Here is a 26,376-nt window from a genome sequence, read left to right on the forward strand (position 1 = left end):
ATCTTTACCTACCTATACTACTGAAAATCATGAATGGACGCAAACTTTTTTCTAATATTGCTTAAGCGAAAAAATGGTAAAACAGGAATAAGAAGCGTATCCTTTTTATACAAGGAGGTTTTGTAGAATGAATTCACTCATCTCTTCAAATGCAAAACGCTGGAAAGAGATTCCGTTATCTATTCTAGATTTAGTTCCTGTGCTTGAAGGCAGTGATGCTCGTACTTCCTTCCAAAATAGTGTTGATCTAGCACAGCATGCTGAAAACTGGGGCTATAATCGCTTTTGGGTTGCAGAACATCATAATAATCCTGGCATCGCTAGTTCCGCCACCTCTGTCGTCATCGGACATATTGCAGGCGCTACGAACACTATCCGTGTAGGATCAGGAGGTGTCATGCTTCCGAATCATGCAGCACTTATTATCGCTGAACAGTTCGGAACCCTCGATTCCCTTTATCCTGGGAGGATTGATCTTGGGCTCGGCCGAGCACCTGGAACAGATCAGCTAACAGCCTATGCACTCCGTAGAACATTAAACCAAAAAGCAGAGGATTTTCCGTTACAGGTGGAAGAATTAGAGGCGTACTTTAATGGTTCATCCCGTATCCGCTCTGTACCTGGAGAGGGTGCAAGCATCCCAATCTGGTTGCTAGGTTCCAGTGGATTTAGTGCACAGTTAGCTGCCTACAAAGGGCTCCCATTTTCATTCGCAAGTCATTTTGCACCAGATAATACACTCACAGCTATTCAATTATACCGCGATAACTTTCAACCATCTGACGTATTAAAGGAGCCTTATGTGATGCTTGGCGTAAGCGTCATCGCTGCCGATACCGACGAGGAAGCAGAAAGAATTGCTAGCTCGCAAAAACAAGCATTGCTTAGCTTACGTAGTGGAATGCCAACAAAGCTTCAGCCCCCAGTTGACAATTTCGAATCATTACAAGGATTTGGAATGAATGCAGGAAGCGAAATTACAGCCTCTATTATTGGTAGTCCTACTACAACAAGGGAGAAACTAGAAGAACTTATCCTAAAAACCGGTGCCAATGAGCTAATTATCACAGGACAAATTTACAGTCACGAAGCACGGCTTCACTCCTATGAAATCATTGCAAATATGATGGGATAATAAAGAGATACTTAAATATATCCCGACCTCTTTCATTGAGGCTGGGATATTCTATTAAGATAATGCCTTTAAGCCCGTAACACCAAAGATGATTGCAAGTAAGCTCACGATTCGCCCCAAGCTTTTTGATTCACCGAAAAACAACATGTTTAAAATAACTGCACCTGCCGTTCCGACTCCAGTCCAAACCGCATAGGCAACACTAACAGGTAAATATGCAAATGATGCATAAATAAAGGCAAAAGAAGCACCAAGGCCCCCAATATAAATAATGCCATTTTTAATGGTCCGATTTTTACTAAATAAGTTCAATCCCCAAACACCAATTAATTCATTAATAGCTGCCAAAAAAACGTATAACCAACCCATTATTGTGCAGCTCCTTCCACTTGTTTATCATCTGCTAGCTTCAACCCAACTACTCCACTAACTATGAGAAAAATAAAAAAGATTTTACCAAAGCTAATTTGTTCATCAAATAAGAAAAGGTCCATCAGGAATGTTCCAACTGTTCCTGCACCTGCAAAGATTGCGTACACTGTTCCTGTTGGCAAATACTCGCATGCTTTCGCTAGAAAATGAAGATCGAGTAAAATAAAGGCAACAATAAATACCCATTGCCACCATTCTGTGGCAGTATTAAACCCAAAAATCCAAACAAGCTCTGCTAAGCTCGTTAATACAACATACATCCAAGCTTTTTTCATTTTAATACTCCTTCACAATAAATGACTGACATTCAGTCATTGTTCCTTTTAAATATACTTTTTTATATCAATTATCAATATGCATACGGTCTTTGTTATGCTGTAACACCTAAGGCGTGTAGAGCAAAATCGAGCACCACTTGTTTCTTTTGTGCAACCCGCTTACCGTCCTCTTGCGAATATAAAAAGGTTTGTTCGGCAGCTGATTCAATTAATCCAATTAGTAAAACCGCTGTTTGCTCTGGATTAATGTTGCTACGAATAACTCCTTCTTGCTTCGCCGCTGCTAGCAGCTCACTCATCCATGAATAATATGGTGCATAAATTGCTTCCCATTCTTGTAAATACGCCGTAGAAGCAAGTCCCGCATAAATAAGTGCAAAGATTTCACGGTACTTTTCTGTAACCGAAAATGCCACATCAATCACCTGCTTTAATTTCGGTAAAAAATGCGTTTCCTGCTGTACCGTTTCCTTGATTTCTGCTAGCATTTTTTCAACCATTATTTCCGCTATCGATGGCATTACCGCAAGCTTTGATGAAAAGTAAATATAATATGTTCCTTGAGCAATACCTGCACGCTTCACAATATCGGATACCTTCGTCTTTTCAATTCCTTTCTCACAAAACACATCCATTGCAGCATGTATAATTCGTTGTTTTTTATTTTCCATAATTCCTCCCAGATAATGACTGATTGTCATTCATTATATCGCTTTTTAAAGAAGAGAGCAACCTTTTGTAATTGAAAAGAAGAACCAACTAACAGCTTTGTGTTGATCCTTCTCTTCCCTTAATCTTTCTATTGAAATATATTATGCATTAATTTTAGTTGCAATATCAATGGTGCGTTTTGCTTGATGCTTTACTGCTTCTTCCACATTTTCCACCATATTTCCATCCTGATCCACCGTTACACTTGTTCCGTATGGGTTTCCTCCTGCTGCAAAAGCAACAGCATCCGTATATCCAGGAGCTGCAATTACTGCACCCCAATGCATCATAGATGTATAAAGTGATAGAATGGTTGCTTCTTGACCACCATGTGCATTACCTGCAGAAGCCATTCCACTAACTACTTTGTTTACTGTTTTTCCTGTTGACCATAGGCCACCTTGCATATCAAGGAACTGCTTCATTTGTGATGGAAGGTTTCCAAATCGGGTTGGCACGCTGAATATAATCGCATCTGCCCATTCTAAATCTGCTGAAGTTGCTTCAGGAACGTCTTTTGTTGCTTCTACATGCGCTTTCCATGCTGAGTTAGACGCTATTGCTTCTGCTGGCGCAAGTTCTGGCACCTTTACTAATCTAACTTCCGCTCCTGCATCTTTTCCAGCTTCTTCAGCCCACTTTGCCAATTGATAGTTCGTGCCTGTTGAGCTATAGTAGATAATTGCTAATTTTACCTTTGACATTAAAATCTCTCCTTTTATTTTTCTAATCATGAGGCAATATTTTATTCCTTTTACAGCATTCCCTATTCTGAAATAAAAAATATTGTCATGTTATATTTCAAAGTAATCTTTGTTCAGATCATCTTTCCTTAGTGATTATAAACAATTTAATTACTTTATGTAAGTATAATATCTCATCCTATTACTTATGTCAAGTAAGTTAGTTATAAAAAGTAATTAGTTATCTAAAAACCGAGGACAAATGCGTCCCTGGCTTAATCAAATTCTGACTCTATTTAAAAATTCAACATTTTCTACTTAAAAGTGACTATTTCAACCACCCTTTTTCTCTCATTTTCGAAACCGCTTCAATTCGATTACTAACCTCTAATTTATCTAATATTACCGAAACATAATTACGGACTGTCCCTGTTGTTATAAAAAGTTTTTTGGAAATATCCTTCGTGCTTTTCCCTTGTGCAATAAGCTTTAAGACTTGCGCCTCTCTTTCCGTTAGCGGGTTTGCATCCTCAAACGCTAAATCAATTAGCTCTGGTGCGTAAACCTTTCTTCCATCCATAATTACACGGATAGAATTAGCCAATTCTTCACTTGGACTATCCTTAAGCAGGTATCCGTGGACATTCGCTTGTCGTGCTCGTTCAAAATAACCAGCCCGGGCAAAGGTTGTTAAGATGATGACCCTACAAGAATGATCCTTCAGTTCTTGCGCTGCATCCAACCCACTTTTGACAGGCATTTCAATATCCATGATACAAATATCTGGCTGCAGCTCTTCTACAAGCTTAAGAACTTCTCCACCGTCCTTCGCCTTTCCTACGACAGCCATATCTTCCTCCAAGTTTAACAAGGAGCCTAGCGCTCCAAGCAGCAATTGCTGGTCCTCAGCAATAACGATTCGAATCATCTTAATCCCCACCTTTCTTGCTTCTTTCATTTATTTAAAGCCCGCTTTTTGCTTTTGGCACTTTAATTAAAACCGTCATCCCATTTGTTGAAACAATTTCAAGGCTCCCATTTACAAATTCCAACCGTTCTCGGATTCCCCGAAGGCCGTTGCCACTATATAAATCAGGCTGCCCTTTCGTTCCTACTCCGTTATCCTTAATTTTCACACATAGTTCCCCTGCTGTTTGCTCCACATGAATTTCACATTGTGTCGCTTGACTATGCTTCACGATATTCGTTATAGATTCTTTTAAACACATGCTAACTACATTTTCTACAAGCAATGGCGTATTAGTAAGATCCGTGTTCCCTACGAGCTTCAAATCGATGCGTGCTGCCTTGAGCATTTGTCGTACACGAATTACTTCATCGGATAATTTAGCGTTTTTCATATTAGACACCATCTCACGTACTTCCTTTAATGCCGTTCTTGCTGTTTTATGTATATCTGTTATTTCCATTTTAGCTGCTTGTGGATCACGTATTACTAACTTTCCTGCCAAATCGCTTTTTAAACCGATGAGGGATAGTTTCTGTCCAAGTGTATCATGAAGATCTCGAGCGATGCGCTCTCTTTCCTCAATCACCATCAACTCAGCTATTTTCTTATTCGCATCCTCTAACTGGCCTTCTAACTGCTCTCTTTTATTTTTCGTATACAAATTAACTGGCAATAGGATGACCCCTATAATCGTAATAATGATAAAAGGAAACTGCGAAAAATACATCTGACTCTGGATAAAAAAACCTAGGGTAACTGCCGTAATCGTCGTTACAAGGTGAACTACATAAAGGGTTATAAAACCATTCTTACTTTGTATATTGCCGATATAAAAAGCGAGAAATAGTGAAAAATAGACATACCCAAAATAAAGGATCATGCCTAAACTCAAAACCATTTCTACTCCTACGGAAGCATAAACCGTCCAGCCTTGTTTAATGAATGCTAACCGATATGCAACAAAAAACAAGACAATCATAATAACCCCTAGAATTATTTCAGATGACGTAGATGATCGGATAATAAAATAAAATGGAAGTATACAAAAGGCAATCCATGCATATAAACTTAACCCCGTATTTTTCGGGAAAATATGAAACCAATTTTTCATCAGAAGTCTCCTCTGTAAAAGCGTAATTTAAGTATACCAAAAATGATTGCAATTATTTATTCTTATCGACCTTAGCGATAAATACGTTATCACAGGTTACATCAATAAAAATAAAGACCACCTATTTGTCCGAGTCCTCGCATCTAAAAAGATGCAATAGAACCTCTAACATCGTTATAGGCAGCCTTTATAAAGTGGTGACGTATTTCTCATACATCACATGATATACACAGCCTCCTACTTTTCCTGAAGGCTTGGACGCTGTGCTTTCAATTGAACTAGCATGTTCTTTTTCTTTAGATATGGTTTTACTTCCTTAAAGCTTAAGAAGATTTTATTTTCTTCATCATATAACCGGAAACGGAGTGACTGTAAACTTGTTTTTAGCGTAATTGTTGTTGCTTTTTTTAATGGTGGAGTTGATTCATGTGCCTTTTCTAAATGATAATTTGGAACTCTAGGGCTTAGGTGATGAACATGATGATATCCAATATTTCCTGTAATCCACTGCATGACTTTCGGAAGCTTATAATATGAACTACCATCTACTGCCGCTTTTACATAATCCCATTTTTCTTCATTTTCAAAGTAAGAATCTTCAAATTGATGCTGGACATAAAATAACCATATTCCTAGTGAACCTGAAATAAATAAGATTGGAGCCTGTACGATTAAAAATGCCTGCCAACCGATCATCCAAATAAGCAGACTATAAAGGAGTACAATCGATACATTGATTAAATACGTATTCCAGCGTTCTTTTCTTTTCGCGCCTTTTCGGTTAAATCGATTCGAAATAAGGAAAAGATACAATGGACCTAAACCAAACATAATAATTGGATTTCGATATAAACGGTAAGCTATTTTCTTCCATACAGATGCAGAAATGTACTCTTCTACTGTCATAATCCATACATCACCAGTACCACGCTTATCTAGATTACTGCTTGTCGCATGATGAATAGAGTGATCGCGTTTCCATTTTTCAAAAGCGAACAATGTAATGATACCTGTTAATGTACCGACAATGCGGTTCGCCTTACCACTTTTGAAAAAGGACATATGGGTACAATCATGAAAAATAATGAAAATCCGAATAACGAAGCCAGATGCTACGATGGAAAATACGAGTGATAGCCATATGGAAATGGATAAGCTTTCATAGGCTAAATACCAGAGAAGAAAGAATGGTACAATCGTATTACCTAACTGAATCATACTCGCCTTTAATTCCGACTTTGCATATGGTGCGACACTTTTTCTTAATTGCGCTTGTTTTTGTTTACTCATCATTTCCTCCTAACAGAACATATAATCATCCGAAAGTTTATTTGCTTTAATCAATTTCATAATCGGGCTTATTAGAATCCAGGTTATGCAATCTGTATTCCAACCGGATCTACCTCGATTTACGTGGGAACCGCCTAACTTCCTCGGAATAAACGGTGCTTTATATTTTGAAAACCTTTGCCCTCTATGAGCTGCTAATTATGAAATTTATTTATTAATATAAGCATAGGAGAAATGAGCTTTTCCTAAAAGACATAAATGTCAAGGAAGGTATATGACAAGTGTCATGGATGTAATCCGTGATATCAATTCCTGTCTTTTCTAACTATGCAATCGTATAATAGTAGGAAAATATTGGGGAGGTAGTCTTATGAATTCAACTCGTATCCTTGCTCAACTAAAGGGAAGAAAGCCAACAATTATGGGGATTGAGGAGCTGCGCACATCTGCCGTTTTGCTACCCCTCATCAACGTTAAAAATGAAGTTCACGTTTTATTTGAAACTCGATCAATGAATTTAAGAAGACAGCCCGGCGACATTTGCTTTCCTGGTGGAAGAATCGAATCTACTGATCAGGGGCCATTACAATGTGCCATTCGTGAGACGGCAGAAGAGCTAGGTCTTCAAAGCAGTGATATTATCGACGTTACACCACTCGACTACATCGTTTCTGACTTCGGTAGAATGATCTATCCTTATGCCGGAACAATAACACAGCCTGAAAAGATTACTCCAAACCCGCATGAAGTAGAGAATGTCTTTACGGTTCCATTACGCTTTTTCCAACAAACAGATCCAAAGCGTTATAATGTCAGTCTTCGCGTAACTCCAGAAGCTGACTTTCCATTTGATTTAATCGTTGGAGGAAAAGATTATAATTGGCAGGTTCCTCAGGTTGAAGAGCTTTTTTACCTTTATAAGGATAAAGTAATATGGGGGTTAACCGCAAAAATTGTAACGCATTTTGTCAGCTTGCTTACAGAAGAACATTCGAGCTAATGGATGATTATTTCTTTCTAAACGAATAAAAAAGGTACCATTCTCGTTGATTCCTATGTACCTATACGCAAGCAGAAGAAAATGAACGTCGGATTTTCCTCCCCCCAGAAGAAAATCCGACGTAAACTATGATTCCTATATGAACCCCTTTGTTCGATCAACTGAAAGTATTAACCTTAATCTTGCATCGTTCCTTTAGCTAAGAAATTAGTATGCCAGGACAATGCTTTTTCTAATACATGTGGTGTTTGTCCCCCACGTGTAATTGCCTCCTCAAAATAGCTTTTCAATTTTGATTGATATATTGGATGTGCACATTTTTCAATAATCAATGGTGCACGTTCACGAGGGGCTAAACCACGTAGATCGGCGTAGCCTTGTTCTGTAACAATGACATCTACATCATGCTCTGTATGATCAACATGTGAAACGAATGGAACAATGCTAGAAATGTCACCATTTTTAGCAATTGACTTTGTAACAAAAATAGCCAAACGGGCATTTCGAGCAAAATCACCAGATCCACCTATCCCATTCATCATCTTTGTCCCGGTAACATGCGTAGAATTTACATTTCCATAAATATCACATTCTAGTGCCGTGTTTACTGAAATTAATCCGAGCCTGCGAATAATTTCCGGGTGATTCGAGATCTCCTGCGGACGCATAATTAGCTTTTCCCGATACTTCTCGAAATTGCCATAAACCGTTTTCATTTTAGACTCGGAAAGCGTAATCGAACAGCAAGAAGCAATTGTAACTTTGCCTGCGTCAATTAAATCAAATACGGCATCTTGAAGCACCTCAGAATAAACCGCTAAATTCGTAAACTCGGAGTCAAGCATACCATGAAGCACCGCATTTGCTACAGATCCAATTCCTGATTGTAACGGTGCTAGCTCATTTGTTAATCTGCCAGCTGCTATTTCAGCACGCAGAAAGTCGGTTAAGTGACCCGCTATTTCTTTTGTTTCTTCATCAGGGGGGACAATTAGCGACGGTGAATCGATTTGATTGGTAAATACAATGCCTTTTATTTTAGCTTGATCGACTCGGATTCCTTCTGTTCCGATACGTTGTGAGACTGTTTTTAATGGAATAGGCGCTCGTTCACCTTGTTTTTCTGGACTATATAAATCATGTAGCCCTTCTAATTCCTCTGGCTGTGAAAGATTAATCTCCACAATAATATGTTTGGCATGCTCTGCAAATACGAGCGAATTTCCAATCGAAGTCGTAGGAATAATCGAGCCATCCTTTTTAAGAGAAACCGCTTCCAAAATAGCGTAATCAATCGGTTCCATCACATTTGCTCGTATCAGTTCTGCTGTATGGGATAAATGCTGATCAATAAATAAATGGTCACCAGCGTTGATTTTTTTACGCATTGTTGCATCTGCCTGAAATGGCAGTCTTTTATGAATAATACCTGATGCTGCAAATAATTTGTCAATCTCTGATCCTAAAGAAGCCCCAGTATATACATTTACTTTAAATTGTTCATACTTGGCTCGCTCAATCAATGCATTTGGTACCGCCTTTACCTCTCCCGCACGTGTAAAACCACTAAGACCTAATGTCATCCCATCACCAATCCATGAAGCAGCTTCTTCTGCCGAGACAACACGTTCTCTTAAATTAGGAACTTGAATTCGTTCTAGCTCTCTCCCCATTATTTAATCATCCTTTTATGCACTTTTCACATAATTGTAACGTTTAATTAAAATGACTTGGGGATATAAAACGTAAAAACGAAATTTACGACTGAACGACAACATTTAATGTACAAAACAGTATTTTTTGCATATGCAGATTCGAGAATTCCCGTTCTCAAAATCCAAGAAGCTTTCGAAAATAGCTGGAATAGGATTGACTCACAGGAATTCGTGCCCCATTATTCATTTCTAGTATAAAGGTCGAATGGGTGTCTGGAAAAATATCTTTAATGTGATGTACATTAACGATAAAGGAGCGATGACAACGGATAAATAAATCGCGCGGCAATATATATTCAAATTCCTGCAGGGTTGTTTTATTTAACCCAAAAAAATTATCTGCATAAATATACGTTTTTCTATCCTTTACCTCGATATATTTTACCGATTGAAAAGGAATTGGTTTCCATCCATCTGCCGTTTTTACAGTTACAACGGATTTCCCTTCCGTAAAAGCTGGATAAATCGCTAAAACAGTCCCTGCCAGCTTGCCCTCCTGATGATACGGAACCGCCATTCCATGATAAGGAATTCCAAACACTTCCTTTTGAATAAATTCGGAAGCTTTTTGCTCAGATTGTAATGCTTTATAAGCAATCGTTCCTTGTTTTATCGGATATCCAGGATGAATCTTTAAGTCCACCCGCTTACTCGGTCGATAATAAACATATTCCTTTGTATTAGTGATACCAATTGAAATCTCATCCGAAAACAACTCTCCAATGACATCTAACAACGTGTTTAAATTCAATTGTTGCATGGGTAGACTCCTTTCTTCCATCTACAAAACGCAGCATCGTTTTCATGATAGACTGTTTTCCCCGCTCCCGCTAACGGCCTTTTTGAAAGGTAGCTGGCATGATTGCAGCTACAACTTCACCTTTTGCACAGCATACTTCTTCCGCAAATACTTCTGCTGTAATGCGCCATTTTTTAGGATGGATTTCTTCAACAGCTCCTATAATATGTAATGGTGTTTGTAGTGGGGTAGGCTTTACATAATCAACCTTTAGCGATGCTGTAACAAATCTAGGTGGCTCTAAACCATCACCAGGCTCATGTCCATTTTTTCGATGTAATGCAAGGGCTGCTGACCCAGTTCCATGACAATCAATAATGGACGCAATTAATCCCCCATATACAAATCCTGGAATAGCGATATGCTCTGGACGTGGTTGATAGATGGTTAGGGTCCGGTCATCTAGCCATCCTGTTCTAAGCTGCAGCCCCTGTTCGTTTAATCGACCACACCCATAGCACCAAGCATAATCCTCATCATAGTCGTCTTGAATCGCGTGCTTTACTTTATCATACATAAACGCTTCCCCCTTTTAGACTTAGTATAGCATGAAAATTTATTTTCCTTCCCTTTACTAAGGTTTACATGCATGCATTACCATTTAGCAAAACGAGGAAGTAATTTTGTCTATTTTTTGACTTTCTCCTCATTTCACGTTGCATAGGTTGTATTCCGTACTGCTTGACCATATAATAAAGAAAATAATAAAGAAAGATCGTGAGGAGAAGTATGGGAAAACGTATATTCTATTTTTTGTTAACAAATATTCTAGTTTTACTCACCATTAGTATTATTTTTTCTTTAATTGGTGGTGGGCGTTACATCGAAGGAAATCAGATTCAATTTGGCTCTTTACTTGTTTTTAGTGCGGTTATTGGTTTTACAGGATCATTTATATCACTAGCCATGTCACGCTGGGTAGCGAAAAGACTCATGGGAGTTCGTATTCTGGATCCAAATGCGAATCTTTCTAGTGAAGAAACTGCAGTCGTGGAGAAAGTACATCGTCTCGCAAGAGCTGCTGGCTTAATGCATATGCCTGAGGTAGGGATCTATGAATCTCCTGAAGTGAATGCATTTGCAACAGGACCATCAAAAAAACGCTCTCTTGTTGCTGTATCTAGAGGACTGCTCCATGAGATGGATGAAGATGCCATCGAAGGTGTCATTGCACATGAGGTTGCTCACGTTGCGAATGGCGATATGGTTACTATGACATTATTGCAAGGAGTAGTTAACACATTTGTTGTTTTCCTTGCGCGAATTGTCGCATTTGCGGTATCTCGTTTGGTTAAAGAAGATTTAGCGCCAATTGTACACTTTATCGCGATTATCGTATTTCAAATCGCATTTTCTATTCTAGGAAGTATTGTTGTCTTTGCTTATTCACGTCATCGTGAGTTTCACGCAGATCGTGGTGGGGCAGATTTAGCAGGAAAAGACAAGATGCGCCATGCATTAGAAATGCTAAAAGCATATTCAAATCGGATTCAAACCGAGGATCAGACAGCGGTTGCTACTTTAAAAATAAATGGGCAACGAAAAACGTCTCTATTTTCCACGCATCCAGCACTTGATGAACGTATCAAGCGTCTTGCCTAATTACATGATCATTTTAATCTAGCAAGAGATAACAAGACGCTAATAAGGATAGAAAAAAACAAAAATCGCCTGTATCCCAAGATCAATTGCATCGATTCGGAATGGGCGATTTTTCTTGTCTGCTTACTAAATGAAAGAGGCTGCCCCCTACGTTTTTTCAAACAATAGGAAACAGCGCTAGTTTCATATTAAAGATAGCTTATTTTTGCAAGCTAGCCATGTATTCTTTAAAATCTGAAATACTTGGATTTGTCATATAATGACCACCATCTACTTTGATCGTTTGACCAGTGATAAATCCAGCTTCATCTGATGCAAGGAATAATACCGTATTTCCGATATCATCTGCTTTTCCGTGATGTTTTACTGCATTATATTTCAAAAAGATGTCCTGTACAGCTGGTGGTAGATTCTTTTCTGCTGCTGGTGTCATAATTAAGCCTGGTGCTACTGCATTACAACGAATATTGTCTTTACCATACTGTGCAGCAATGTATTTCGTCAAATTGACAACAGCTGCTTTTGAAGCACCATATGCTGAACGAAGCGTATCTCCGGCGAATCCTGCCATTGAAGCTGTATTAATGATGGATCCTCCACCTGCTTTTTGCATGTGTGGAATCGCATAACGGCTTCCAAGTAAAACACTCTTTGTATTAACGTTCATTAATCGATCCCATTCATCAAGGTCGATATTTACAACATCTAAGTCCTTTTGTAAATTAGTTAATCCAACATTATTGTAAAGAACGGTTAGTGTTCCATATGTATTTACCGTGAAGTCAACCGCTTCTTTGATTGATTCTTCTTTTGATGCATCAAGGAATATACCTGTTGCTTCCCCACCATTTGCTTTAATATTGGCAGCCGCTTCTTTTGCGCCTTCCACATTAAAGTCACCAATTACAACCTTAGCTCCTTCTTTTGCCAACAAGTTAGCTGCAGACAAGCCGATTCCTGAAGCACCGCCTGTAACGAGCGCTACTTTCCCTTCTACTCTTCCCACTCTAAAAACTCCTTTGTTTTATCTATTCTATATTTCAATCGAATCATCTACTTCATTAACTTGTTTAATAGTTTTTGATGAATTCTTAGAAACCAGTGTAATTCTTCCTCTGTTAATCCCGCAAACACTTCTTGTCTAATTTCCTGTCCTTTTTGCTTTGCCTCTTTTAATAGATCGATTCCTTTTTCAGTAATCGAAAGTCGGACAACTCTTCGGTCATCAGGGTCGTTCATTCGAATTGCTAAACGTTCTTTAATTAATCGATTCGCGATATTCGTTAATGCTCCCGGTGTGTAGCCAAGCTCTTTTGCAAGTGTCGATTGCTTTTGAGGACCATGCTTTTCAATTTCAGCTAAAACAAGGATAGGCGAAATCCCAACCTTTTTAGGAAAGGATTTCGACCATCGTATTATCATTTCATTTGAGAACTGTTCTGATGCGCGGATTAATTCTAAAACACGATCACTATTTTCTGTCATCATGTTAGCGTAACTTAATCGATCCACCATCTACCATGATCGTTTGACCAGTAATATAGCTAGCATCCTCACTACCTAAAAATACCGCCACACGACCAAGGTCTTCTTCTAACTCGCCTAAGCGACCTAGTGGGATTTTTTTCAGCATACCTTCGTAATATTCCGGATTTGCTTTTGCCCAAGCTTGTACACCAGGTGAATTCGCAATTGGAGAAATTAAGTTTACATTAATACCAAATGGTCCCCACTCATTTGCAGCTACACGGCTAATCGCTCTAATCGCCTCTTTTGCTGCTGCATAAGAAGCTTGCGTTGCATCTCCATTTAATCCTGCCCCAGATGCAAAGTTAATAATATAACCCTTCGTTTCCTTTAAATATGGTAATGCTGCTTGCATTAAATAGAATGTTGGATAAAAACCTGTATTAAACGAAAGATCCATATCGTCTTGTGTTTGTTCTTCAAACGGCTTATTTCTAGAAGCATGTGCATTATTGACTAGAATGTCAAGCTTGCCATATTTGTCAATTACCTTTTGTACGATATCCTTCAATTTACTACGCTCTGCAAGGTTTGCTTGAATAAAAATTGATTCAGGACTAATTTGTTGTAGTTCTTTTAATGTTTCGTTTCCTGTATCTTCATTCAAGTCAACGATTGCTACCTTTGCTCCTTCTTTAACATATGCTTTAGCTATTCCACTACCGATACCCCCTGCACCACCAGTAATGATAGCTACTTTTCCATCTAGCTTGCCCATGAAATCCAACTCCTTTTTGTTTTATACTAATTTATTTTAACATTAAACTATTTAACGTTAAAACAATATGCAACATGTAAATATATATTAATTGTTTCCATTTTTCAACCAATCCTTCTCTTCATACGATGCTCCCTTTTCATTGTTTTAATCCCCCTCAATTAACTTAAATTGCTTATTTTTCTAGTGTTCTGTTATGAAGTTTGTTACTCTTTATATGGTGACTTCACACAACTAAATGCCCGTAAATAAATCGGATATTCATTTCACAGGGATGGGGGATCTTTCATGAAAAATCTAGTGATTTTAGGCGGGGGATATGGCGGTATTAAGGTTGCATTAGGACTGATCAACAAAGAGTTACCTGATGATGTTCAAATTATCTTGGTGGATAAAAATCCATATCATTCCTTAAAAACCGAATTTTTCACCATTGCCGCTGGAACCGCTGCAGAAAAAGATGTGCGGATGGACTTTCCAGAGAGCGATCGAATTACGTATTTTTATCACGAGGTTAAAAAAATAGACTCGGAGAACAATCAGCTATTATTTACGGATACGAGCACTGTATTGAACTTTGATTATCTTGTGGTTGGACTAGGCTGTGAGGATAATTTTCATGGAGTTCAAGGTGCAGACCAATTTACAGAAAGTGTACAATCTTTTTCGAAAGCGCGTCATACAGGGCTATCTGTCTGTAATTTAAAGGCTTATGGCAAGGTTACAATCGTTGGTGCAGGTTTAAGTGGGATTGAAGTCGCTTCTGAAATAAGAGAAAGTAGAAAAGATTTGAACATCCGCTTATTGGATCGTGGTTCTTCCGTTCTTCGCGCCTTTGATGCACGCATTCAAGCACATGTATCTGACTGGTTCTTAAAAAATGATGTTGAAGTATTACACCATGCTAATGTCGAGTACGTTGAAAAAGATGGCGTTTGTAACAATGGGGTTTGTTATGTAAATGATGTTACAATCTGGACGGCAGGTGTCCAGCCTCATCGATTAGTACGAGCTCTTCCTTTTGAAAAAGATGTCCATGAAAAAATTATCGTTAATGATTTTTATCAAGTTCCTTCAAAATCGAACATTTATGTTTTGGGTGACTGTGCTTCCTCCGAACACTCACCTAGTGGACAGCTTGCTGGACTACAAGGTGAGCAAATTACGGATGTGTTATATGCAGTAATCCACAACAGAGAGCCCAAAAAACCAAAAGAGATTAAATTAAAAGGAACACTTGGATCATTAGGGAGATCTGATGGATTCGGGAACATGTTCCAGCAGCCATTTACGGGATTTTTACCAAGACTCGCGAAATCTGGCGTATTATGGTTAAGTAAGCGGCATTAAAAAAGCGCAATAAATGGAAGAAAACAACGTAACATTTATTATTTTTAGCCTCTGTAAAAGGAGTGTTGACCACTTATAATCGTTCGAAGAGACAAGTGATCAACACCCTTTTTACTTCTTTTTCTGACTAACATATTCATTCATTTCCCCTTCGCCTTGCGAATTGGAATTTTTAAAGGGACTTAACCTTCCATTACGATGCTCTCCATGATGTTGATTATCTTTAAATTGATTATTAAATTTCTTTTCCTTATTGACCATACAATACCTCCCTTCCTTTTTGTTCATTTTATAGTGTGTATCTTTTATATCCCTTTATTCGCAACATTTTTATGCTCTATCATGAAGGTTTGGCTTAGCTAACATGTCAAAAAGCTGCGCTTACTTAGATTGATGAAACATCTTTTTAATTAATTACGTCTTATATATGATTTTACGATGAGGAGGAAATAAAGAGTGGGCCACTCGAAAGCTTTCCATCCATCATACGATGAACGAGACAAACACATCATGAGTATTCATGATCCCATCGAGGCGATTGAAGTCATCATGAACACGTATGGCGATGAAATAAAACGATTAATTTTTACGTATTTAAAAAACGGCGCAGATACAGATGATGTTACACAGGAAGTATTTGTAACCGTTTATCAAAAATTACACATGTTTCAAGGGAAATCTACTCTCCGAAGTTGGATTTACGCGATTGCCATTAATAAATGTAAGGACTACTTAAGAAGCTGGCATTACCGAAACCAACGTCTCAAAGAAAAACTATCCATTGTAGGAGAAGAAAGCCGAACGAAAAACATGGAAACTCCTGAACAGGTAACCATTCAGCAGGATGAACAAAGTAAGCTTTTTGAACAAGTAATGGACTTACCCGTTAAATATAGAGAAGTGATTATTCTGTTTTATTTTAAGGAGCTAGCAACAAAGGAAATAAGCCAAATTCTAGAATTAAATGACGCTACCGTACGAACAAGACTAAACCGTGGTCGCGAGAAATTGAAAGCCCTCTTGTCCATGAATAGAGGTGAGAGTAATGAATAAAAATATAAAACAATTAAAAGCACATTATGAAAATAATCTCCCTGTAGCTTTTACAGAAGAAGATAAGCAGAATGTATTCCAAAAGATTAAAGCTATCCAGTCAAAGTCAAAGAATAAAGCGTTTTATCCTAAAGCTTTATTAACTGTCGGAATTACTGCCTTTGCCATCTTTATTGGCTTCGTTATTACGAATATTCCATTACAGCTTAGTACGGAGGATAATGCAAAAAGCATGTCAAATGAAAACGAGCAAATGGAACAGGAATTGGAAAAAAATGATGCTGAATTGGGTATCATGCAGGATGAGTCAAGTGAAGAGAAACGTTTTGATGACGTCTCCAACATATTTAACCCTGAAACAATCCAGTTTGGCGATGTATATAGTGGAATGACGGTAACAGAAGTGCAACGAGAAAAAGGACAAACGACAATTCTTTTTTCTGGAAACACACGATTGTCTGGGGAATTCCAATACAGGCAGGAGAAGCTCCAATTCAACGTATCCGAGCAAGCAATTCCTGACATTCCAATAGCGACTTCAGATAATGTGAAGCAAATTCCACTGTATTTTAAGGAGCAAGAAAAAGTAGAGGCAATGTATCAAATGAAGCCGGGCTTAGAGAATAAAGAAAGGAACATTAACATAACAGCTATCACGTATTTCTATTCTGAAAAAGCATCACGAATAGAACTTGAAATCGATCAAAGCGAATAACTTAACGATAAAGAAACCGTATTGCTAGGAAGGCAATACGGTTTCTTCAACTCTATTCTGCTCGTGGACTACTTTCAAAACCAATTTTCTTATGTGTTCCATCACAAAAGGGCTTATTCTCAGAATGGCCACATCGACAAAGCGAAAAAGCTTTTTTTGTTTCAAATACATTTCCTTCTGCATCAACTAACTCTACATTTCCAGATACACGAATTGATCCATTATCAAGGACTTTTAATTGTGCCTTTTCTTCCATTTGTTCATTCCTCCAATCCATCCCATACAATCGCTTAGTTTTTATCATACACCATTTCGACCTATTTCAAAAGGTGTCATAGAGCGAATTGTATATGATGCTATTTCCTCGTCAAAAACATCGCGTTGTCCTTCCTTTCATTATCAGTACCCTCGGTATTACAAAATGCATCGCCAAAATAATAGCAACGTAACGATAGAGTTATTGCCCTCATAGGCAAATCGTTTCCTTAACTAATCTGATTGAATCGTGTTTGTATAATTATATAAAAAAGTAAATGGCCCCTTGCAACGGTTCCTTGTTACAAAAGGGGCTTACATGAAGTAATGACAAAAATCATGTTACAGCAGTTTGGAAAATTGCTTTGCTTGCGCTTCTAGCTCTTTCGAAGAGCGGTTAAAATTCTTAAAATCATCTACCGTAATGTGAACGAGCTTCTGTCCATCTCCAACCTGCGATTGAACGGCTTGTGTGCCTTCACTTATGGCATGAATGTTCGTCATAATCTTTTCAGCTGTATCACGAATTTCAATAATTGACTGATCAACATGATTCGATAACTTACGTACCTCATCTGCAACAACACTGAAACCAAGACCATGTTCTCCAGCACGTGCTGCTTCAATGGCAGCATTTAATGAAAGCAAATTAGTCTGGGATGCTATTTTCCGAACAGTTTCAACAACCTTGCTAATGGAGCGTGCCTCATTTTGAAGTTCATGTAGCATCTCTGTATTTGTCTTCGATACATTTGTAATATGATCAATTGCAGCTAATAGGGACTCTGAACGTTCAATCCCTTCCTCTGCTTTATCATTTAACGTACTGGACATGTCTTCTAAATGTGTCGCGACCTCTGATAGCGTATTAAACCTTTCCGTAATATTCGTAGCAACCTTGAACACACCAATGATCTCTGTATGAGCGTCGTTATAAATGGGCATATAGGTCGCCTCTAGCCATACCCGTTCGCCAGCTTTATTGCGCCGCTCTATTTTGTCTTGAAAGCTCTTTCCTGAAAATAAACTTTGCCAAAAGCGATTGTATTCATGACTATTTGAAAAATCATCAAAGCATAACGCCTTATGAGGCATGTTCATAAGCTCTGAACGGTTATAGCCAAACGTTTCAGAGAATACTTCATTGACATAAGCAATCCGACGATCCCGATCAAAACGAACCATCGATAAATTCTCCTCTAATGCTTTAACAACATGTTGATCTGTAACATCCTCACCTGTTTTGAACCGTGATATGTCCATATGTGTATCCTCCTCGATATATATAAACCGGTGATTGACGTTAAATGTCTTGCACACAGATTCAGTACTTTATACCCTATTTTTTCTTTTATAAACCTCGTAATCATTTTGATATAATTATGACAGCAAAAAATATAAGACACAATGTTGAAACAAACAGAAAAGTAAAACACGAAGCTCAGGATACCTAGATATGAGTGGTGAGTTAGTATTGTTATTTTAACTTGGTTTATCACGCAATCCTAACCGTCAACAAAAAACCTCTCATATGAAATAGCGCTTCACATGAGAGGTTTAATGGTCGTTCTAATCAGTTAAAATTATATGCTATAACGATTTTTTCTCTGTCGTTTGGTCATTAAAGTATTCGTACATATTCCTAAATATGAACCAGAAACATTGTAGACATTTGTATAGCCTAAATGCTGTAACGTATGTATTTCACACAAAGTTTGTATTGGATAGTAACACACTCCTTTTTGTTGAGATCGTCGCTTTCTTTTCGCCTAACCATACTTTACTCTTCGTCATATTCTCTTTCATTATCTGCATATGATCGTTAACCCGACAGCTTGCCGTACCACCTACAATATTCCTTGCATGAATGATTCTCTCTAGCTGTAACACATCAAAAACATCCTCTTCAATCAGATTGGAAAAGGATTGCATGTCTTCTAACGTAAGATCTAAAAGATATTTCTCTTTTTCTTCCATTTATTCATTCCTCCAATCTATCCCATACAATCGTTTAGTTTTTATCCACCATTTCGACCTATTTCAAAAGGTGTCATAGAGCGAAATGTATATGGTGCTATTTCCTCGTCAAAAAATCGGTAGAAGGATGCAGGAAAGAGGTAGTAGAAACTTTTGCTTATTGTTGCTTTCACATCTAACGGACTATATACGAACAGATAGGAAATGGATACGATGAGACTGTGGGAAGTAGAAGGTTTTTTGGAGGTGATATTTTTTGTAAGCGCTTTATAAGTTGCGGTTAATTACAGCAAATAATTGGACAAGGAGTGATTTCCATGAAGATGACACGAACAGTTTTTGTATTCAGTATTATCTTTCTAATGCTCTTCTTTCCAGCAATTGTTCCTGCAAAAGGATGGGATGATGGAACAAAGCCAGGCTGGGGAGATGGTGAAAAAGCAAAACATGGTTGGATAACAAGTAAAATAAAGCATATGACGTTGGAAGAAAAAATTGGACAATTATTTATCATTCATATGTATGGGCAAACTCCAGAAGATCCAAATTATGAAGCGAAAAACCTCCAAATGAATCGTGGAGCTAAAAATTTTAAAGAAGCGATTGAAAAATACCATCTTGGTGGTGTGATCTATTTTAATTGGACAGACAATATAGGGATGCCCTTGGATGCTGAGCAAGTGCAGGATTTATCAAATGGACTACAAGAAATAGCGACAGACCAGCGAATGCCAATCCCACTCTTTGTTTCTACAGATCAAGAGGGTGGCATTGTTCAACGTGTGACAAGTCCAGGAACTGTTTTCCCTGGAAATATGGCTTTAGGTGCTACACGATCGACTGATAAAGCTGCAAATGCTGCAGGCATTATGGGTGATGAGCTTTATAGCTTAGGAATAAATATGAATTTTGCTCCTGTGGCAGATGTGAATATGAATCCAGCTAATCCTGTTATCGGTGTAAGGTCCTTTTCCGAGGATCCAGATCTTGTCTCAGACATGACGGTAGCACAGGTACAAGCCTACCAAGATAAAAAGCTAATTCCGTCAGCGAAGCATTTTCCTGGTCATGGAGATACTGCTGTTGATTCTCATTATGGACTTCCGATTATCAATCATGATTTAGAAACATTATACAATGTAGATTTAAAGCCTTTTCAAGCAGCAATCGAAGCTGGCATAGAAGCAATAATGACAGCACATATTGTCGTACCTGCCTTAGATGATTCTGGCTTACCTGCTACATTATCGAAGCCCATTTTAACTGATCTACTCCGAGAAGAAATGGACTTTGATGGGTTAATTATTACGGATAGTCTCGGCATGTCTGGAGCGAACGTTGTTCCTGAAGATCGAGTTGCTGTTGAAGCGTTTAAAGCTGGTAATGATATATTGCTCAACCCTCCGAATGTAGAAGTTGCATACCGTTCGATGGTCGAGGCGGTAACGTCCGGTGAAATTAGTGAAAGACGTGTAGATGAATCGGTGTATCGTATTTTAAAAGCAAAAATGGAAAAAGGGTTATTTGGTGATCCGTTTGTCGATGAAGATGCAATAGACAACATCGGTTCTGAAGAGCATTTACAAGAAGCGATGAATATTGCGAATGAAAGTATTACACTTGTTAAAAACAGTGGTGGGCTTCTTCCGCTACAGCAAGACCAAGCATTATTCGTTGCTGGTCCTTCTGCTGGTGCACCAGTATCACTAACCGTTGAATTGCAAAATAAGGGATTTGAAGCAAGTAGTTTTTCAACAAGTACTTCACCGACAGCAACAGAGATTGAAGAAGCTGCAAGGCTGTCAGAATCAGCGGATGTCATTATCGCACCAACTTATCGTGCCAACACAAATGGCGCCCAAGAAAGACTTGTCAAGGCACTAATGGATACCGGAAAGCCCGTTATTGCGATTGCAATGAACAATCCTTATGATGTCATGGCATTTCCAGAAGTGAATGCATATGTTGCAACGTACGGCAACAAGGATGTATCTGTCCAAGCATTGGCTCGTATCCTAGCTGGGGAAATAAATCCACAAGGAAAGCTCCCTGTTACAATTCCAGGGCTTTACAACTACGGCCATTCATTAAGCTATTAAAGACTAGTTAAATAAACATTCCGCTAGAATATAAGGAGGAAATACATTTGAAGAATAAATTAATAAAGATTGCACTAATAGGTACAATGGTTCTCGGAACATCGATAGCTGGTTCTCCGGCAATTCACGCTGTAGGAAACGGACCAAACTATGGAGGAAATGAAGCCATTCAAACTTCAATATTCCATACACATTCTGAAATGGCTAGCTTTCTAAAAAAGCAAGAAAAAAAGCAGGAAGCAATGGAGCTAGAAGTGATCGGTCAATCCGTTAAGAACCGTGACTTATATTTAGTAAAATATATGAAAAACCCTGCTAATCCGACCATCTTATTTCTAACACAGCAGCACGGAAATGAAGCTTTAAATACCGAGGCTGCACTTGATTTTATTAAGCAAATGGGTTCTGGTAAAATGAAGGACATGCTTGATGGCGTAAATATTTTAATCGTTCCGATGCTCAATCCCGATGGAGCTATGGGAGATGTGAACTTCTCATTAGATGACTATATTGCAGATGGCGACCGTCATATGACACGTTATAATGCCAATGAAGTAGACTTGAACCGTGATCATGTTGATCGCATTCAACCTGAAACAAGCGCACTTCACGAGCAGGTGCTAGGTAAATATGACATTGATTATATGATTGATTTACATCATCAGGCAACACAAAGCGAAAGAGATGAACAGCTCGTTTCTGGCTCTATCCTTCATCCGACAACTGAAAATGTTGCTGCCGATGTTTTATTAAAATCAAAACAGCTTGGTGCAGTCGTATATGATGCCATACAACCAAAAGGCTGGGGGCACCTCGCAAAATACACGGGCGGATCTGCTGAAACAATTAGCCGTAATGGTATTGCGGTAGAATATGGTATTGCAACACTTTTATTTGAGGTTCGTGGAATGGCTGATCATTATCGTGACTCCTATGTTCTCGGGCAAAAAAGTAATGGATACCTTATAAAGCAAACAGTGCTAACGATGGAAGAAACCGCTAAAGCAATTGCGGATCAATCGATTCAACAAAAAGATATTTCTTTCTGGGATACACTTGAAACGCAAAATAGAAGGCCAACCGAATAATAAGCTTCTTCATGTATTGCACGCCAGTTAGGTCCTAAACCAACTGGCGTGTAATTTTCACTTGCCAATTATGGCTGTTAGTAATGCCTTTTGAGCATGCAGCCTATTCTCTGCTTGCTGAAAAACAACTGACTGCAAGCCATCTATTACAGATGCTGTTACCTCTTCTCCACGATGAGCAGGAAGGCAATGCATAAAGATTGCATCTTTTTTAGCTTGTAAAACAAGTGCTGAATCCACTTGATACGCGGAAAAAGCTGCTGCTCGCTCTACCTGTTCTGCTTCTTGTCCCATACTCGTCCATACATCAGTATATAGAATGTCTGCATCTTGAACAGCGGTGCGTGGGCAATTCGTTACTTCCACATTTCCTTGATTTTGATGCGCAATTGAAACAGATTCCTTCACAATTACCTCGTTAGGCTCATATCCTTTTGGAGTAACAATCGTAATGGACATTCCCATTTGGGCAGCACCAAGCATTAATGAATGAGCCATATTATTACCATCACCAATAAATACAAGTTTTTGATCTATAAACGTCCCTTTTATTTCTTTTATTGTCAACAAATCTGCCAACACTTGACAAGGATGATACATATCGGTTAATCCATTAATTACTGGAATTGATGCTTGCTTTGCAAAAACTTTCACATCCTCGTGTGAATTTGCTCGAATCATAATTCCGTCCAAATAACTTGAAAGTACACGAGCAGTATCGGAAATAGCTTCTCCTCTTGCAAGCTGGAGGTCTTCCGTTCGCAAAAATATAGCATTTCCTCCAAGCTGATACATACCCGCTTCAAAGGAAATTCGCGTTCTTGTTGATGCTTTTTCAAATAGCATTCCAAGTGTCTTGCCTTTTAGAGGTTGTGGTGAATTATCAAGAAGTTGTTTCCGCTTCAATTCTTGCGCAAGATCAAGCAAGTAATGAATTTCTTCCTTAGAAAAATCAGCAAGTGTTAAAAAGTCTCTCCCTGATAATAAACTACCTAACATGATTTCCTCAGGAAAACTAGCCATCGGATAGTAACACACTCCTTTTTGCTGAGATTGTCGCTTTCTTTTCGCCTAACCACACTTTACTCTTCATCATATTCTCTTTCATTATCTGCATTTGATCGTTGACCCGACAGCTTGCCGTACCACCTGCAATATTCCGTGCATGAATGATTCTCTCCGGCTGTAATACATCAAAAACATCCGCTTCAATCAGATTGGAAAAGGATTGCATGTCTTCTAACGTAAGATCTAAAAGATACTTCTTGTTCTCGATACAATATAGCACGACCTGACCCGCAACGGCATGCGATTCACGAAATGGCATTCCTTTTTGTACGAGATAGTCAGCAAAATCTGTCGCATTTGAATAATCCTGCTGTACCGCTAGTTTCATTGCTTCCTCATTTACCCTCATCGAACGAATCATTGGGGCGAATAATTCTAAAGCTCCTTTCCAGGTTGCAATTGTATCAAACATACCTTCCTTATCCTCCTGCATATCTTTGTTATATGCGAGCGGAAGCCCTTTTAGCATGGTTAAAAGACCGATGAGATGACCATAGACACGACCACTTTTTCCTCTAACAAGCTCAGCAACGTCTGGATTTTTCTTTTGTGGCATCATACTGCTTCCTGTACAAAAAGCATCATCTAATTCAATAAAGGAAAATTCTACACTCGACCATAGCACGAGCTCTTCACATAAGCGAGATAAATGCATCATCCCTAGCGATGCAGTTGCTAGAAATTCAACAACAAAGTCACGATCACTAACTGTATCAAGACTGTTTTCTGTAATTTCTTCGAATCCTAATACGTCGGCAACGAATTGTCGATCAATGGGAAGTGAAGTCCCTGCAAGTGCACCTGCTCCTAATGGTGAGCGGTTAATTCGCTTCCAGCTATCCATTAACCTTTCAATATCACGCTGAAGCATAAACACATATGCCATGAAATGATGTGAGAGCAACACTGGCTGGGCACGCTGTAAATGCGTATAGCCTGGCATTAGCGTTTCTAAATGATTTTCTGCTTGGATCACTAATGCGTGTTGAAGCTGGACAAGCATTTCAATTAACTCCAATAGTTGCTCACGTAAGTATAAACGCATATCAAGTACAACCTGGTCATTCCTACTTCGAGCAGTGTGAAGTTTTCCTCCTACACCGCCTATTTCATCCATTAACAGCTTTTCAATATTCATATGAATATCTTCCTGTTCTTCACTCCACGCTACTTCTCCAGCATCAATTTTTTGCGCGATAGTTTCTAATCCCTGCTTGATTTGGTCAGCTTCCTCTATTGTAATAATTTCACACCTCTGTAGCATTTCTACATGAGCAAGACTTCCTTCTATATCGTGCTTTGCTAATTGCTGATCAAAAGAGATGGATGCTGTATATTCATCGACAAGCTGATTCGTTGATTTAGTAAATCTTCCTCCCCATAACTTCATTCTTTCACCGCTTCCTTCACAGCAATAAATGTTTCTAAATCTTCGATACTGTTCGTTGCTAGCGAGTCATTTACTTTTGTATGTACCTTTGTTGGCATCCCCCAAAGCTTAATAAACCCTGTTGCGGCTTTATGATCGAAGCTATCCTCAGATTGATATGTGGCAAGCCCAAAATCGTATAGTGAATTCTCGGAAGAACGACCAATTACTTGGATATTGCCTTTAAACAATTTTACGCGTACTTTTCCTGTCACTGTTTTTTGCGTTTCCTCCAGAAAACTACTTAGTGCGTTCATTAATGGGGAATACCACAATCCGTCATACACTACTTGCGCAAATTTTTGCTCAATCAATGGCTTAAAAGCAGCAACTTCTCGAGTAAGTGTTAAGGCCTCTAGCTCCTGATGTGCGGCAATTAATGTAGTTGCTGCTGGCGCTTCATACACTTCTCTAGACTTAATACCGACGAGACGATTTTCAACATGATCAATTCGTCCTACCCCGTGCTTTCCAGCGATTTTATTTAACGTTAAGATCAATTCTTCTAAAGGTAGTGCTTCACTGTTCAACGCAACTGGCTTTCCTTGCTGAAAAGAAATCTCTACGATTTCAGGTATATCAGGGGCTTTAAGTGGATCTACTGTTAATTCAAATGCTTCTTGAGGCGGCTCTATCCATGGATCTTCTAGAATCCCGCATTCATTACTGCGGCCCCATAGATTTTGATCGATACTAAACGGGTTATCGATATCGACTGGAATTGCAATCCCTCGCTCTTTTGCATACGCTATTTCCGTTTCTCTAGACATTGCCCACTCTCTTACAGGCGCTACAATCTTCAATTCAGGATGAAGGGCTGAAAATGCCACATCAAAACGTACTTGATCATTCCCCTTGCCAGTACAGCCATGCGCAACAGCTATTGCACCCTCTTTTTTAGCAATACCAACGAGAAGTTTCGCAATCAATGGACGAGATAAAGCAGATATTAAAGGATATTTCCCCTCATACAGTGCATTTGCTTGTAATGCAGGTAATACATACCCCTCAGCAAATAGCTTTTTCGCATCGATAACATATGATTTTATTGCTCCTATTTCGATTGCTTTTTTCTTTATAGTCTCTAAATCCTTGCCTTCTCCAACATCAATAGCGACTGCAATAACTTCATAATGGTAATTTTCCTGAAGCCATTTAATTGCAACTGAAGTGTCTAGCCCACCAGAATACGCCAATACAATTTTTTCTTTTTCCATCTTTGCCACTCCCTTTCCTGTATATCTATACACATTTTCGTATTATTATGCATTAATATGTATAGAAATTCAACCCTTCACTAAAAAACAGGAGAAAAGTCCTTGCTTTTATTTCTATTTTGAGAAGATGAGACAAAACAGGAGCATTTGTATC

At 38.6% G+C, this 26,376-nt stretch carries 28 protein-coding genes; 8 read left to right on the top strand and 20 right to left on the bottom strand.

Annotated features, from left to right (window positions below; translation table 11 throughout):
* The first annotated feature begins 127 nt into the window (after positions 1 to 127).
* Positions 128 to 1,135 (top strand): LLM class flavin-dependent oxidoreductase, encoded by a 1,008-nt coding sequence (locus QBK89_RS06735; protein WP_284140262.1) that lies wholly within the window; start codon positions 128 to 130, stop codon positions 1,133 to 1,135.
* Between the two features lie 54 nt (positions 1,136 to 1,189).
* Here the strand turns inward: QBK89_RS06735 and QBK89_RS06740 are convergent, their stop codons facing one another.
* From QBK89_RS06740 to desA, 7 genes are all read right to left on the bottom strand, one after another.
* Positions 1,190 to 1,504: a DMT family transporter gene (locus QBK89_RS06740; protein ID WP_284140263.1), complete on the bottom strand. Its 315-nt coding sequence runs from the start codon at positions 1,502 to 1,504 to the stop codon at positions 1,190 to 1,192.
* Positions 1,504 to 1,842 (bottom strand): DMT family transporter, encoded by a 339-nt coding sequence (locus tag QBK89_RS06745; RefSeq protein ID WP_284140264.1) that lies wholly within the window; start codon positions 1,840 to 1,842, stop codon positions 1,504 to 1,506. The genes QBK89_RS06740 and QBK89_RS06745 overlap by 1 nt, the downstream gene beginning before the upstream one ends.
* 95 nt (positions 1,843 to 1,937) lie before the next feature.
* Positions 1,938 to 2,516, bottom strand: a complete 579-nt coding sequence (locus tag QBK89_RS06750) for a TetR/AcrR family transcriptional regulator (protein ID WP_284140265.1) — start codon at positions 2,514 to 2,516, stop codon at positions 1,938 to 1,940.
* A 141-nt stretch (positions 2,517 to 2,657) separates the two neighbouring features.
* Positions 2,658 to 3,260, bottom strand: coding sequence for an NAD(P)H:quinone oxidoreductase (gene wrbA, locus QBK89_RS06755; protein WP_284140266.1), 603 nt, complete (start codon positions 3,258 to 3,260; stop codon positions 2,658 to 2,660).
* A 307-nt stretch (positions 3,261 to 3,567) separates the two neighbouring features.
* Positions 3,568 to 4,167, bottom strand: a complete 600-nt coding sequence (locus QBK89_RS06760; protein WP_284140267.1) for a response regulator transcription factor — start codon at positions 4,165 to 4,167, stop codon at positions 3,568 to 3,570.
* Between the two features lie 34 nt (positions 4,168 to 4,201).
* Positions 4,202 to 5,320 (bottom strand): sensor histidine kinase, encoded by a 1,119-nt coding sequence (locus tag QBK89_RS06765; RefSeq protein ID WP_284140268.1) that lies wholly within the window; start codon positions 5,318 to 5,320, stop codon positions 4,202 to 4,204.
* A gap of 237 nt (positions 5,321 to 5,557) precedes the next feature.
* Positions 5,558 to 6,610 (bottom strand): Delta(5) desaturase DesA, encoded by a 1,053-nt coding sequence (gene desA / locus QBK89_RS06770; protein ID WP_284140269.1) that lies wholly within the window; start codon positions 6,608 to 6,610, stop codon positions 5,558 to 5,560.
* Between the two features lie 370 nt (positions 6,611 to 6,980).
* Here desA and QBK89_RS06775 point away from each other — a divergent pair, with 370 nt between their 5' ends.
* On the top strand, positions 6,981 to 7,610 hold the full coding sequence (locus tag QBK89_RS06775) for an NUDIX hydrolase (RefSeq protein WP_284140270.1): 630 nt from the start codon (positions 6,981 to 6,983) through the stop codon (positions 7,608 to 7,610).
* A 176-nt stretch (positions 7,611 to 7,786) separates the two neighbouring features.
* Here the strand turns inward: QBK89_RS06775 and QBK89_RS06780 are convergent, their stop codons facing one another.
* The 3 genes from QBK89_RS06780 to QBK89_RS06790 form a co-directional block, all read right to left on the bottom strand.
* The gene (locus tag QBK89_RS06780) at positions 7,787 to 9,283 is read right to left on the bottom strand and encodes an acetyl-CoA hydrolase/transferase family protein (RefSeq protein ID WP_284140271.1); all 1,497 of its coding nucleotides are present in this window, start codon (positions 9,281 to 9,283) and stop codon (positions 7,787 to 7,789) included.
* Between the two features lie 157 nt (positions 9,284 to 9,440).
* On the bottom strand, positions 9,441 to 10,085 hold the full coding sequence (locus QBK89_RS06785) for a LytTR family DNA-binding domain-containing protein (RefSeq protein WP_284140272.1): 645 nt from the start codon (positions 10,083 to 10,085) through the stop codon (positions 9,441 to 9,443).
* Positions 10,086 to 10,155: 70 nt separating this feature from the next.
* On the bottom strand, positions 10,156 to 10,641 hold the full coding sequence (locus QBK89_RS06790) for a PaaI family thioesterase (RefSeq protein ID WP_284140273.1): 486 nt from the start codon (positions 10,639 to 10,641) through the stop codon (positions 10,156 to 10,158).
* A 212-nt stretch (positions 10,642 to 10,853) separates the two neighbouring features.
* Here QBK89_RS06790 and htpX point away from each other — a divergent pair, with 212 nt between their 5' ends.
* Positions 10,854 to 11,726 carry a protease HtpX gene (htpX, locus tag QBK89_RS06795; protein WP_284140274.1) on the top strand — a complete coding sequence of 291 codons (873 nt, stop codon included), beginning with the start codon at positions 10,854 to 10,856 and terminating at the stop codon, positions 11,724 to 11,726.
* 199 nt (positions 11,727 to 11,925) lie between these two features.
* On the opposite strand, the gene QBK89_RS06800 is transcribed toward htpX, so the two are convergent.
* The 3 genes from QBK89_RS06800 to QBK89_RS06810 are packed head-to-tail and all read right to left on the bottom strand — an operon-like array spanning position 11,926 to position 13,971.
* Complete coding sequence (locus QBK89_RS06800) at positions 11,926 to 12,732, bottom strand: SDR family NAD(P)-dependent oxidoreductase (RefSeq protein WP_284140275.1); 807 nt, start codon at positions 12,730 to 12,732, stop codon at positions 11,926 to 11,928.
* A 47-nt stretch (positions 12,733 to 12,779) separates the two neighbouring features.
* Positions 12,780 to 13,241 (bottom strand): MarR family winged helix-turn-helix transcriptional regulator, encoded by a 462-nt coding sequence (locus QBK89_RS06805; RefSeq protein ID WP_284140276.1) that lies wholly within the window; start codon positions 13,239 to 13,241, stop codon positions 12,780 to 12,782.
* On the bottom strand, positions 13,216 to 13,971 hold the full coding sequence (locus QBK89_RS06810) for an SDR family NAD(P)-dependent oxidoreductase (protein ID WP_284140277.1): 756 nt from the start codon (positions 13,969 to 13,971) through the stop codon (positions 13,216 to 13,218). The genes QBK89_RS06805 and QBK89_RS06810 overlap by 26 nt, the downstream gene beginning before the upstream one ends.
* Before the next feature lie 288 nt (positions 13,972 to 14,259).
* Between QBK89_RS06810 and QBK89_RS06815 the strand changes: the two genes are divergently transcribed.
* Entirely contained in the window at positions 14,260 to 15,321 is a 1,062-nt protein-coding gene (locus QBK89_RS06815) for an NAD(P)/FAD-dependent oxidoreductase (protein ID WP_284140278.1), read from the top strand.
* Between the two features lie 111 nt (positions 15,322 to 15,432).
* Here the strand turns inward: QBK89_RS06815 and QBK89_RS06820 are convergent, their stop codons facing one another.
* Positions 15,433 to 15,582, bottom strand: a complete 150-nt coding sequence (locus QBK89_RS06820; protein ID WP_284140279.1) for a hypothetical protein — start codon at positions 15,580 to 15,582, stop codon at positions 15,433 to 15,435.
* 195 nt (positions 15,583 to 15,777) lie between these two features.
* Between QBK89_RS06820 and QBK89_RS06825 the strand changes: the two genes are divergently transcribed.
* Both QBK89_RS06825 and QBK89_RS06830 read left to right on the top strand, forming a co-directional pair.
* Positions 15,778 to 16,374, top strand: a complete 597-nt coding sequence (locus QBK89_RS06825) for a sigma-70 family RNA polymerase sigma factor (protein ID WP_284140280.1) — start codon at positions 15,778 to 15,780, stop codon at positions 16,372 to 16,374.
* Positions 16,367 to 17,089 (top strand): hypothetical protein, encoded by a 723-nt coding sequence (locus QBK89_RS06830; protein WP_284140281.1) that lies wholly within the window; start codon positions 16,367 to 16,369, stop codon positions 17,087 to 17,089. The genes QBK89_RS06825 and QBK89_RS06830 overlap by 8 nt, the downstream gene beginning before the upstream one ends.
* Positions 17,090 to 17,141: 52 nt before the next feature.
* Here QBK89_RS06830 and QBK89_RS06835 read toward each other — a convergent pair whose 3' ends face one another.
* From QBK89_RS06835 to QBK89_RS06845, 3 genes are all read right to left on the bottom strand, one after another.
* On the bottom strand, positions 17,142 to 17,345 hold the full coding sequence (locus tag QBK89_RS06835; protein WP_284140282.1) for a CDGSH iron-sulfur domain-containing protein: 204 nt from the start codon (positions 17,343 to 17,345) through the stop codon (positions 17,142 to 17,144).
* A 341-nt stretch (positions 17,346 to 17,686) separates the two neighbouring features.
* On the bottom strand, positions 17,687 to 18,607 hold the full coding sequence (locus QBK89_RS06840; protein ID WP_284140283.1) for a methyl-accepting chemotaxis protein: 921 nt from the start codon (positions 18,605 to 18,607) through the stop codon (positions 17,687 to 17,689).
* 441 nt (positions 18,608 to 19,048) lie between these two features.
* Positions 19,049 to 19,321, bottom strand: a complete 273-nt coding sequence (locus tag QBK89_RS06845) for a hypothetical protein (protein ID WP_284140284.1) — start codon at positions 19,319 to 19,321, stop codon at positions 19,049 to 19,051.
* A gap of 317 nt (positions 19,322 to 19,638) precedes the next feature.
* On the opposite strand from QBK89_RS06845, the gene QBK89_RS06850 reads away from it, so the two are divergent.
* Both QBK89_RS06850 and QBK89_RS06855 read left to right on the top strand, forming a co-directional pair.
* The gene (locus QBK89_RS06850) at positions 19,639 to 21,420 is read left to right on the top strand and encodes a glycoside hydrolase family 3 protein (protein ID WP_349774623.1); all 1,782 of its coding nucleotides are present in this window, start codon (positions 19,639 to 19,641) and stop codon (positions 21,418 to 21,420) included.
* Between the two features lie 86 nt (positions 21,421 to 21,506).
* On the top strand, positions 21,507 to 22,508 hold the full coding sequence (locus QBK89_RS06855) for a M14 family zinc carboxypeptidase (RefSeq protein WP_481937826.1): 1,002 nt from the start codon (positions 21,507 to 21,509) through the stop codon (positions 22,506 to 22,508).
* Between the two features lie 57 nt (positions 22,509 to 22,565).
* Here the strand turns inward: QBK89_RS06855 and argF are convergent, their stop codons facing one another.
* Genes argF through QBK89_RS06870 form a run of 3 tightly spaced genes read right to left on the bottom strand, consistent with a single transcriptional unit; the run spans position 22,566 to position 26,222 of the window.
* Complete coding sequence (gene argF, locus QBK89_RS06860) at positions 22,566 to 23,531, bottom strand: ornithine carbamoyltransferase (protein ID WP_284140286.1); 966 nt, start codon at positions 23,529 to 23,531, stop codon at positions 22,566 to 22,568.
* Positions 23,524 to 24,966 carry an argininosuccinate lyase gene (gene argH, locus QBK89_RS06865; RefSeq protein WP_284140287.1) on the bottom strand — a complete coding sequence of 481 codons (1,443 nt, stop codon included), beginning with the start codon at positions 24,964 to 24,966 and terminating at the stop codon, positions 23,524 to 23,526. Before argH ends, argF begins: the two co-directional genes overlap by 8 nt.
* Entirely contained in the window at positions 24,963 to 26,222 is a 1,260-nt protein-coding gene (locus tag QBK89_RS06870) for an argininosuccinate synthase (protein WP_284140288.1), read from the bottom strand. The genes argH and QBK89_RS06870 overlap by 4 nt, the downstream gene beginning before the upstream one ends.
* Between the last annotated feature and the right edge of the window lie 154 nt (positions 26,223 to 26,376).

Source organism: Virgibacillus sp. LDC-1, assembly GCF_030137545.1.
Classification (GTDB): Bacteria; Bacillota; Bacilli; order Bacillales; family Amphibacillaceae; genus LDC-1.

Bases quoted from the DNA above. Each gene is read 5' to 3' on its own strand.
- QBK89_RS06735 (WP_284140262.1), top strand. From the start codon at position 128: ATGAATTCACTCATCTCTTCAAATGCAAAACGCTGGAAAGAGATTCCG.
- QBK89_RS06740 (WP_284140263.1), bottom strand. From the start codon at position 1,504: ATGGGTTGGTTATACGTTTTTTTGGCAGCTATTAATGAATTAATTGGT.
- QBK89_RS06745 (WP_284140264.1), bottom strand. From the start codon at position 1,842: ATGAAAAAAGCTTGGATGTATGTTGTATTAACGAGCTTAGCAGAGCTT.
- QBK89_RS06750 (WP_284140265.1), bottom strand. From the start codon at position 2,516: ATGGAAAATAAAAAACAACGAATTATACATGCTGCAATGGATGTGTTT.
- wrbA (WP_284140266.1), bottom strand. From the start codon at position 3,260: ATGTCAAAGGTAAAATTAGCAATTATCTACTATAGCTCAACAGGCACG.
- QBK89_RS06760 (WP_284140267.1), bottom strand. From the start codon at position 4,167: ATGATTCGAATCGTTATTGCTGAGGACCAGCAATTGCTGCTTGGAGCG.
- QBK89_RS06765 (WP_284140268.1), bottom strand. From the start codon at position 5,320: ATGAAAAATTGGTTTCATATTTTCCCGAAAAATACGGGGTTAAGTTTA.
- desA (WP_284140269.1), bottom strand. From the start codon at position 6,610: ATGAGTAAACAAAAACAAGCGCAATTAAGAAAAAGTGTCGCACCATAT.
- QBK89_RS06775 (WP_284140270.1), top strand. From the start codon at position 6,981: ATGAATTCAACTCGTATCCTTGCTCAACTAAAGGGAAGAAAGCCAACA.
- QBK89_RS06780 (WP_284140271.1), bottom strand. From the start codon at position 9,283: ATGGGGAGAGAGCTAGAACGAATTCAAGTTCCTAATTTAAGAGAACGT.
- QBK89_RS06785 (WP_284140272.1), bottom strand. From the start codon at position 10,085: ATGCAACAATTGAATTTAAACACGTTGTTAGATGTCATTGGAGAGTTG.
- QBK89_RS06790 (WP_284140273.1), bottom strand. From the start codon at position 10,641: ATGTATGATAAAGTAAAGCACGCGATTCAAGACGACTATGATGAGGAT.
- htpX (WP_284140274.1), top strand. From the start codon at position 10,854: ATGGGAAAACGTATATTCTATTTTTTGTTAACAAATATTCTAGTTTTA.
- QBK89_RS06805 (WP_284140276.1), bottom strand. From the start codon at position 13,241: ATGGTGGATCGATTAAGTTACGCTAACATGATGACAGAAAATAGTGAT.
- QBK89_RS06810 (WP_284140277.1), bottom strand. From the start codon at position 13,971: ATGGGCAAGCTAGATGGAAAAGTAGCTATCATTACTGGTGGTGCAGGG.
- QBK89_RS06815 (WP_284140278.1), top strand. From the start codon at position 14,260: ATGAAAAATCTAGTGATTTTAGGCGGGGGATATGGCGGTATTAAGGTT.
- QBK89_RS06820 (WP_284140279.1), bottom strand. From the start codon at position 15,582: ATGGTCAATAAGGAAAAGAAATTTAATAATCAATTTAAAGATAATCAA.
- QBK89_RS06830 (WP_284140281.1), top strand. From the start codon at position 16,367: ATGAATAAAAATATAAAACAATTAAAAGCACATTATGAAAATAATCTC.
- QBK89_RS06835 (WP_284140282.1), bottom strand. From the start codon at position 17,345: ATGGAAGAAAAGGCACAATTAAAAGTCCTTGATAATGGATCAATTCGT.
- QBK89_RS06840 (WP_284140283.1), bottom strand. From the start codon at position 18,607: ATGGACATATCACGGTTCAAAACAGGTGAGGATGTTACAGATCAACAT.
- QBK89_RS06845 (WP_284140284.1), bottom strand. From the start codon at position 19,321: ATGGAAGAAAAAGAGAAATATCTTTTAGATCTTACGTTAGAAGACATG.
- QBK89_RS06850 (WP_349774623.1), top strand. From the start codon at position 19,639: ATGAAGATGACACGAACAGTTTTTGTATTCAGTATTATCTTTCTAATG.
- QBK89_RS06855 (WP_481937826.1), top strand. From the start codon at position 21,507: ATGGTTCTCGGAACATCGATAGCTGGTTCTCCGGCAATTCACGCTGTA.
- argF (WP_284140286.1), bottom strand. From the start codon at position 23,531: ATGGCTAGTTTTCCTGAGGAAATCATGTTAGGTAGTTTATTATCAGGG.
- argH (WP_284140287.1), bottom strand. From the start codon at position 24,966: ATGAAGTTATGGGGAGGAAGATTTACTAAATCAACGAATCAGCTTGTC.
- QBK89_RS06870 (WP_284140288.1), bottom strand. From the start codon at position 26,222: ATGGAAAAAGAAAAAATTGTATTGGCGTATTCTGGTGGGCTAGACACT.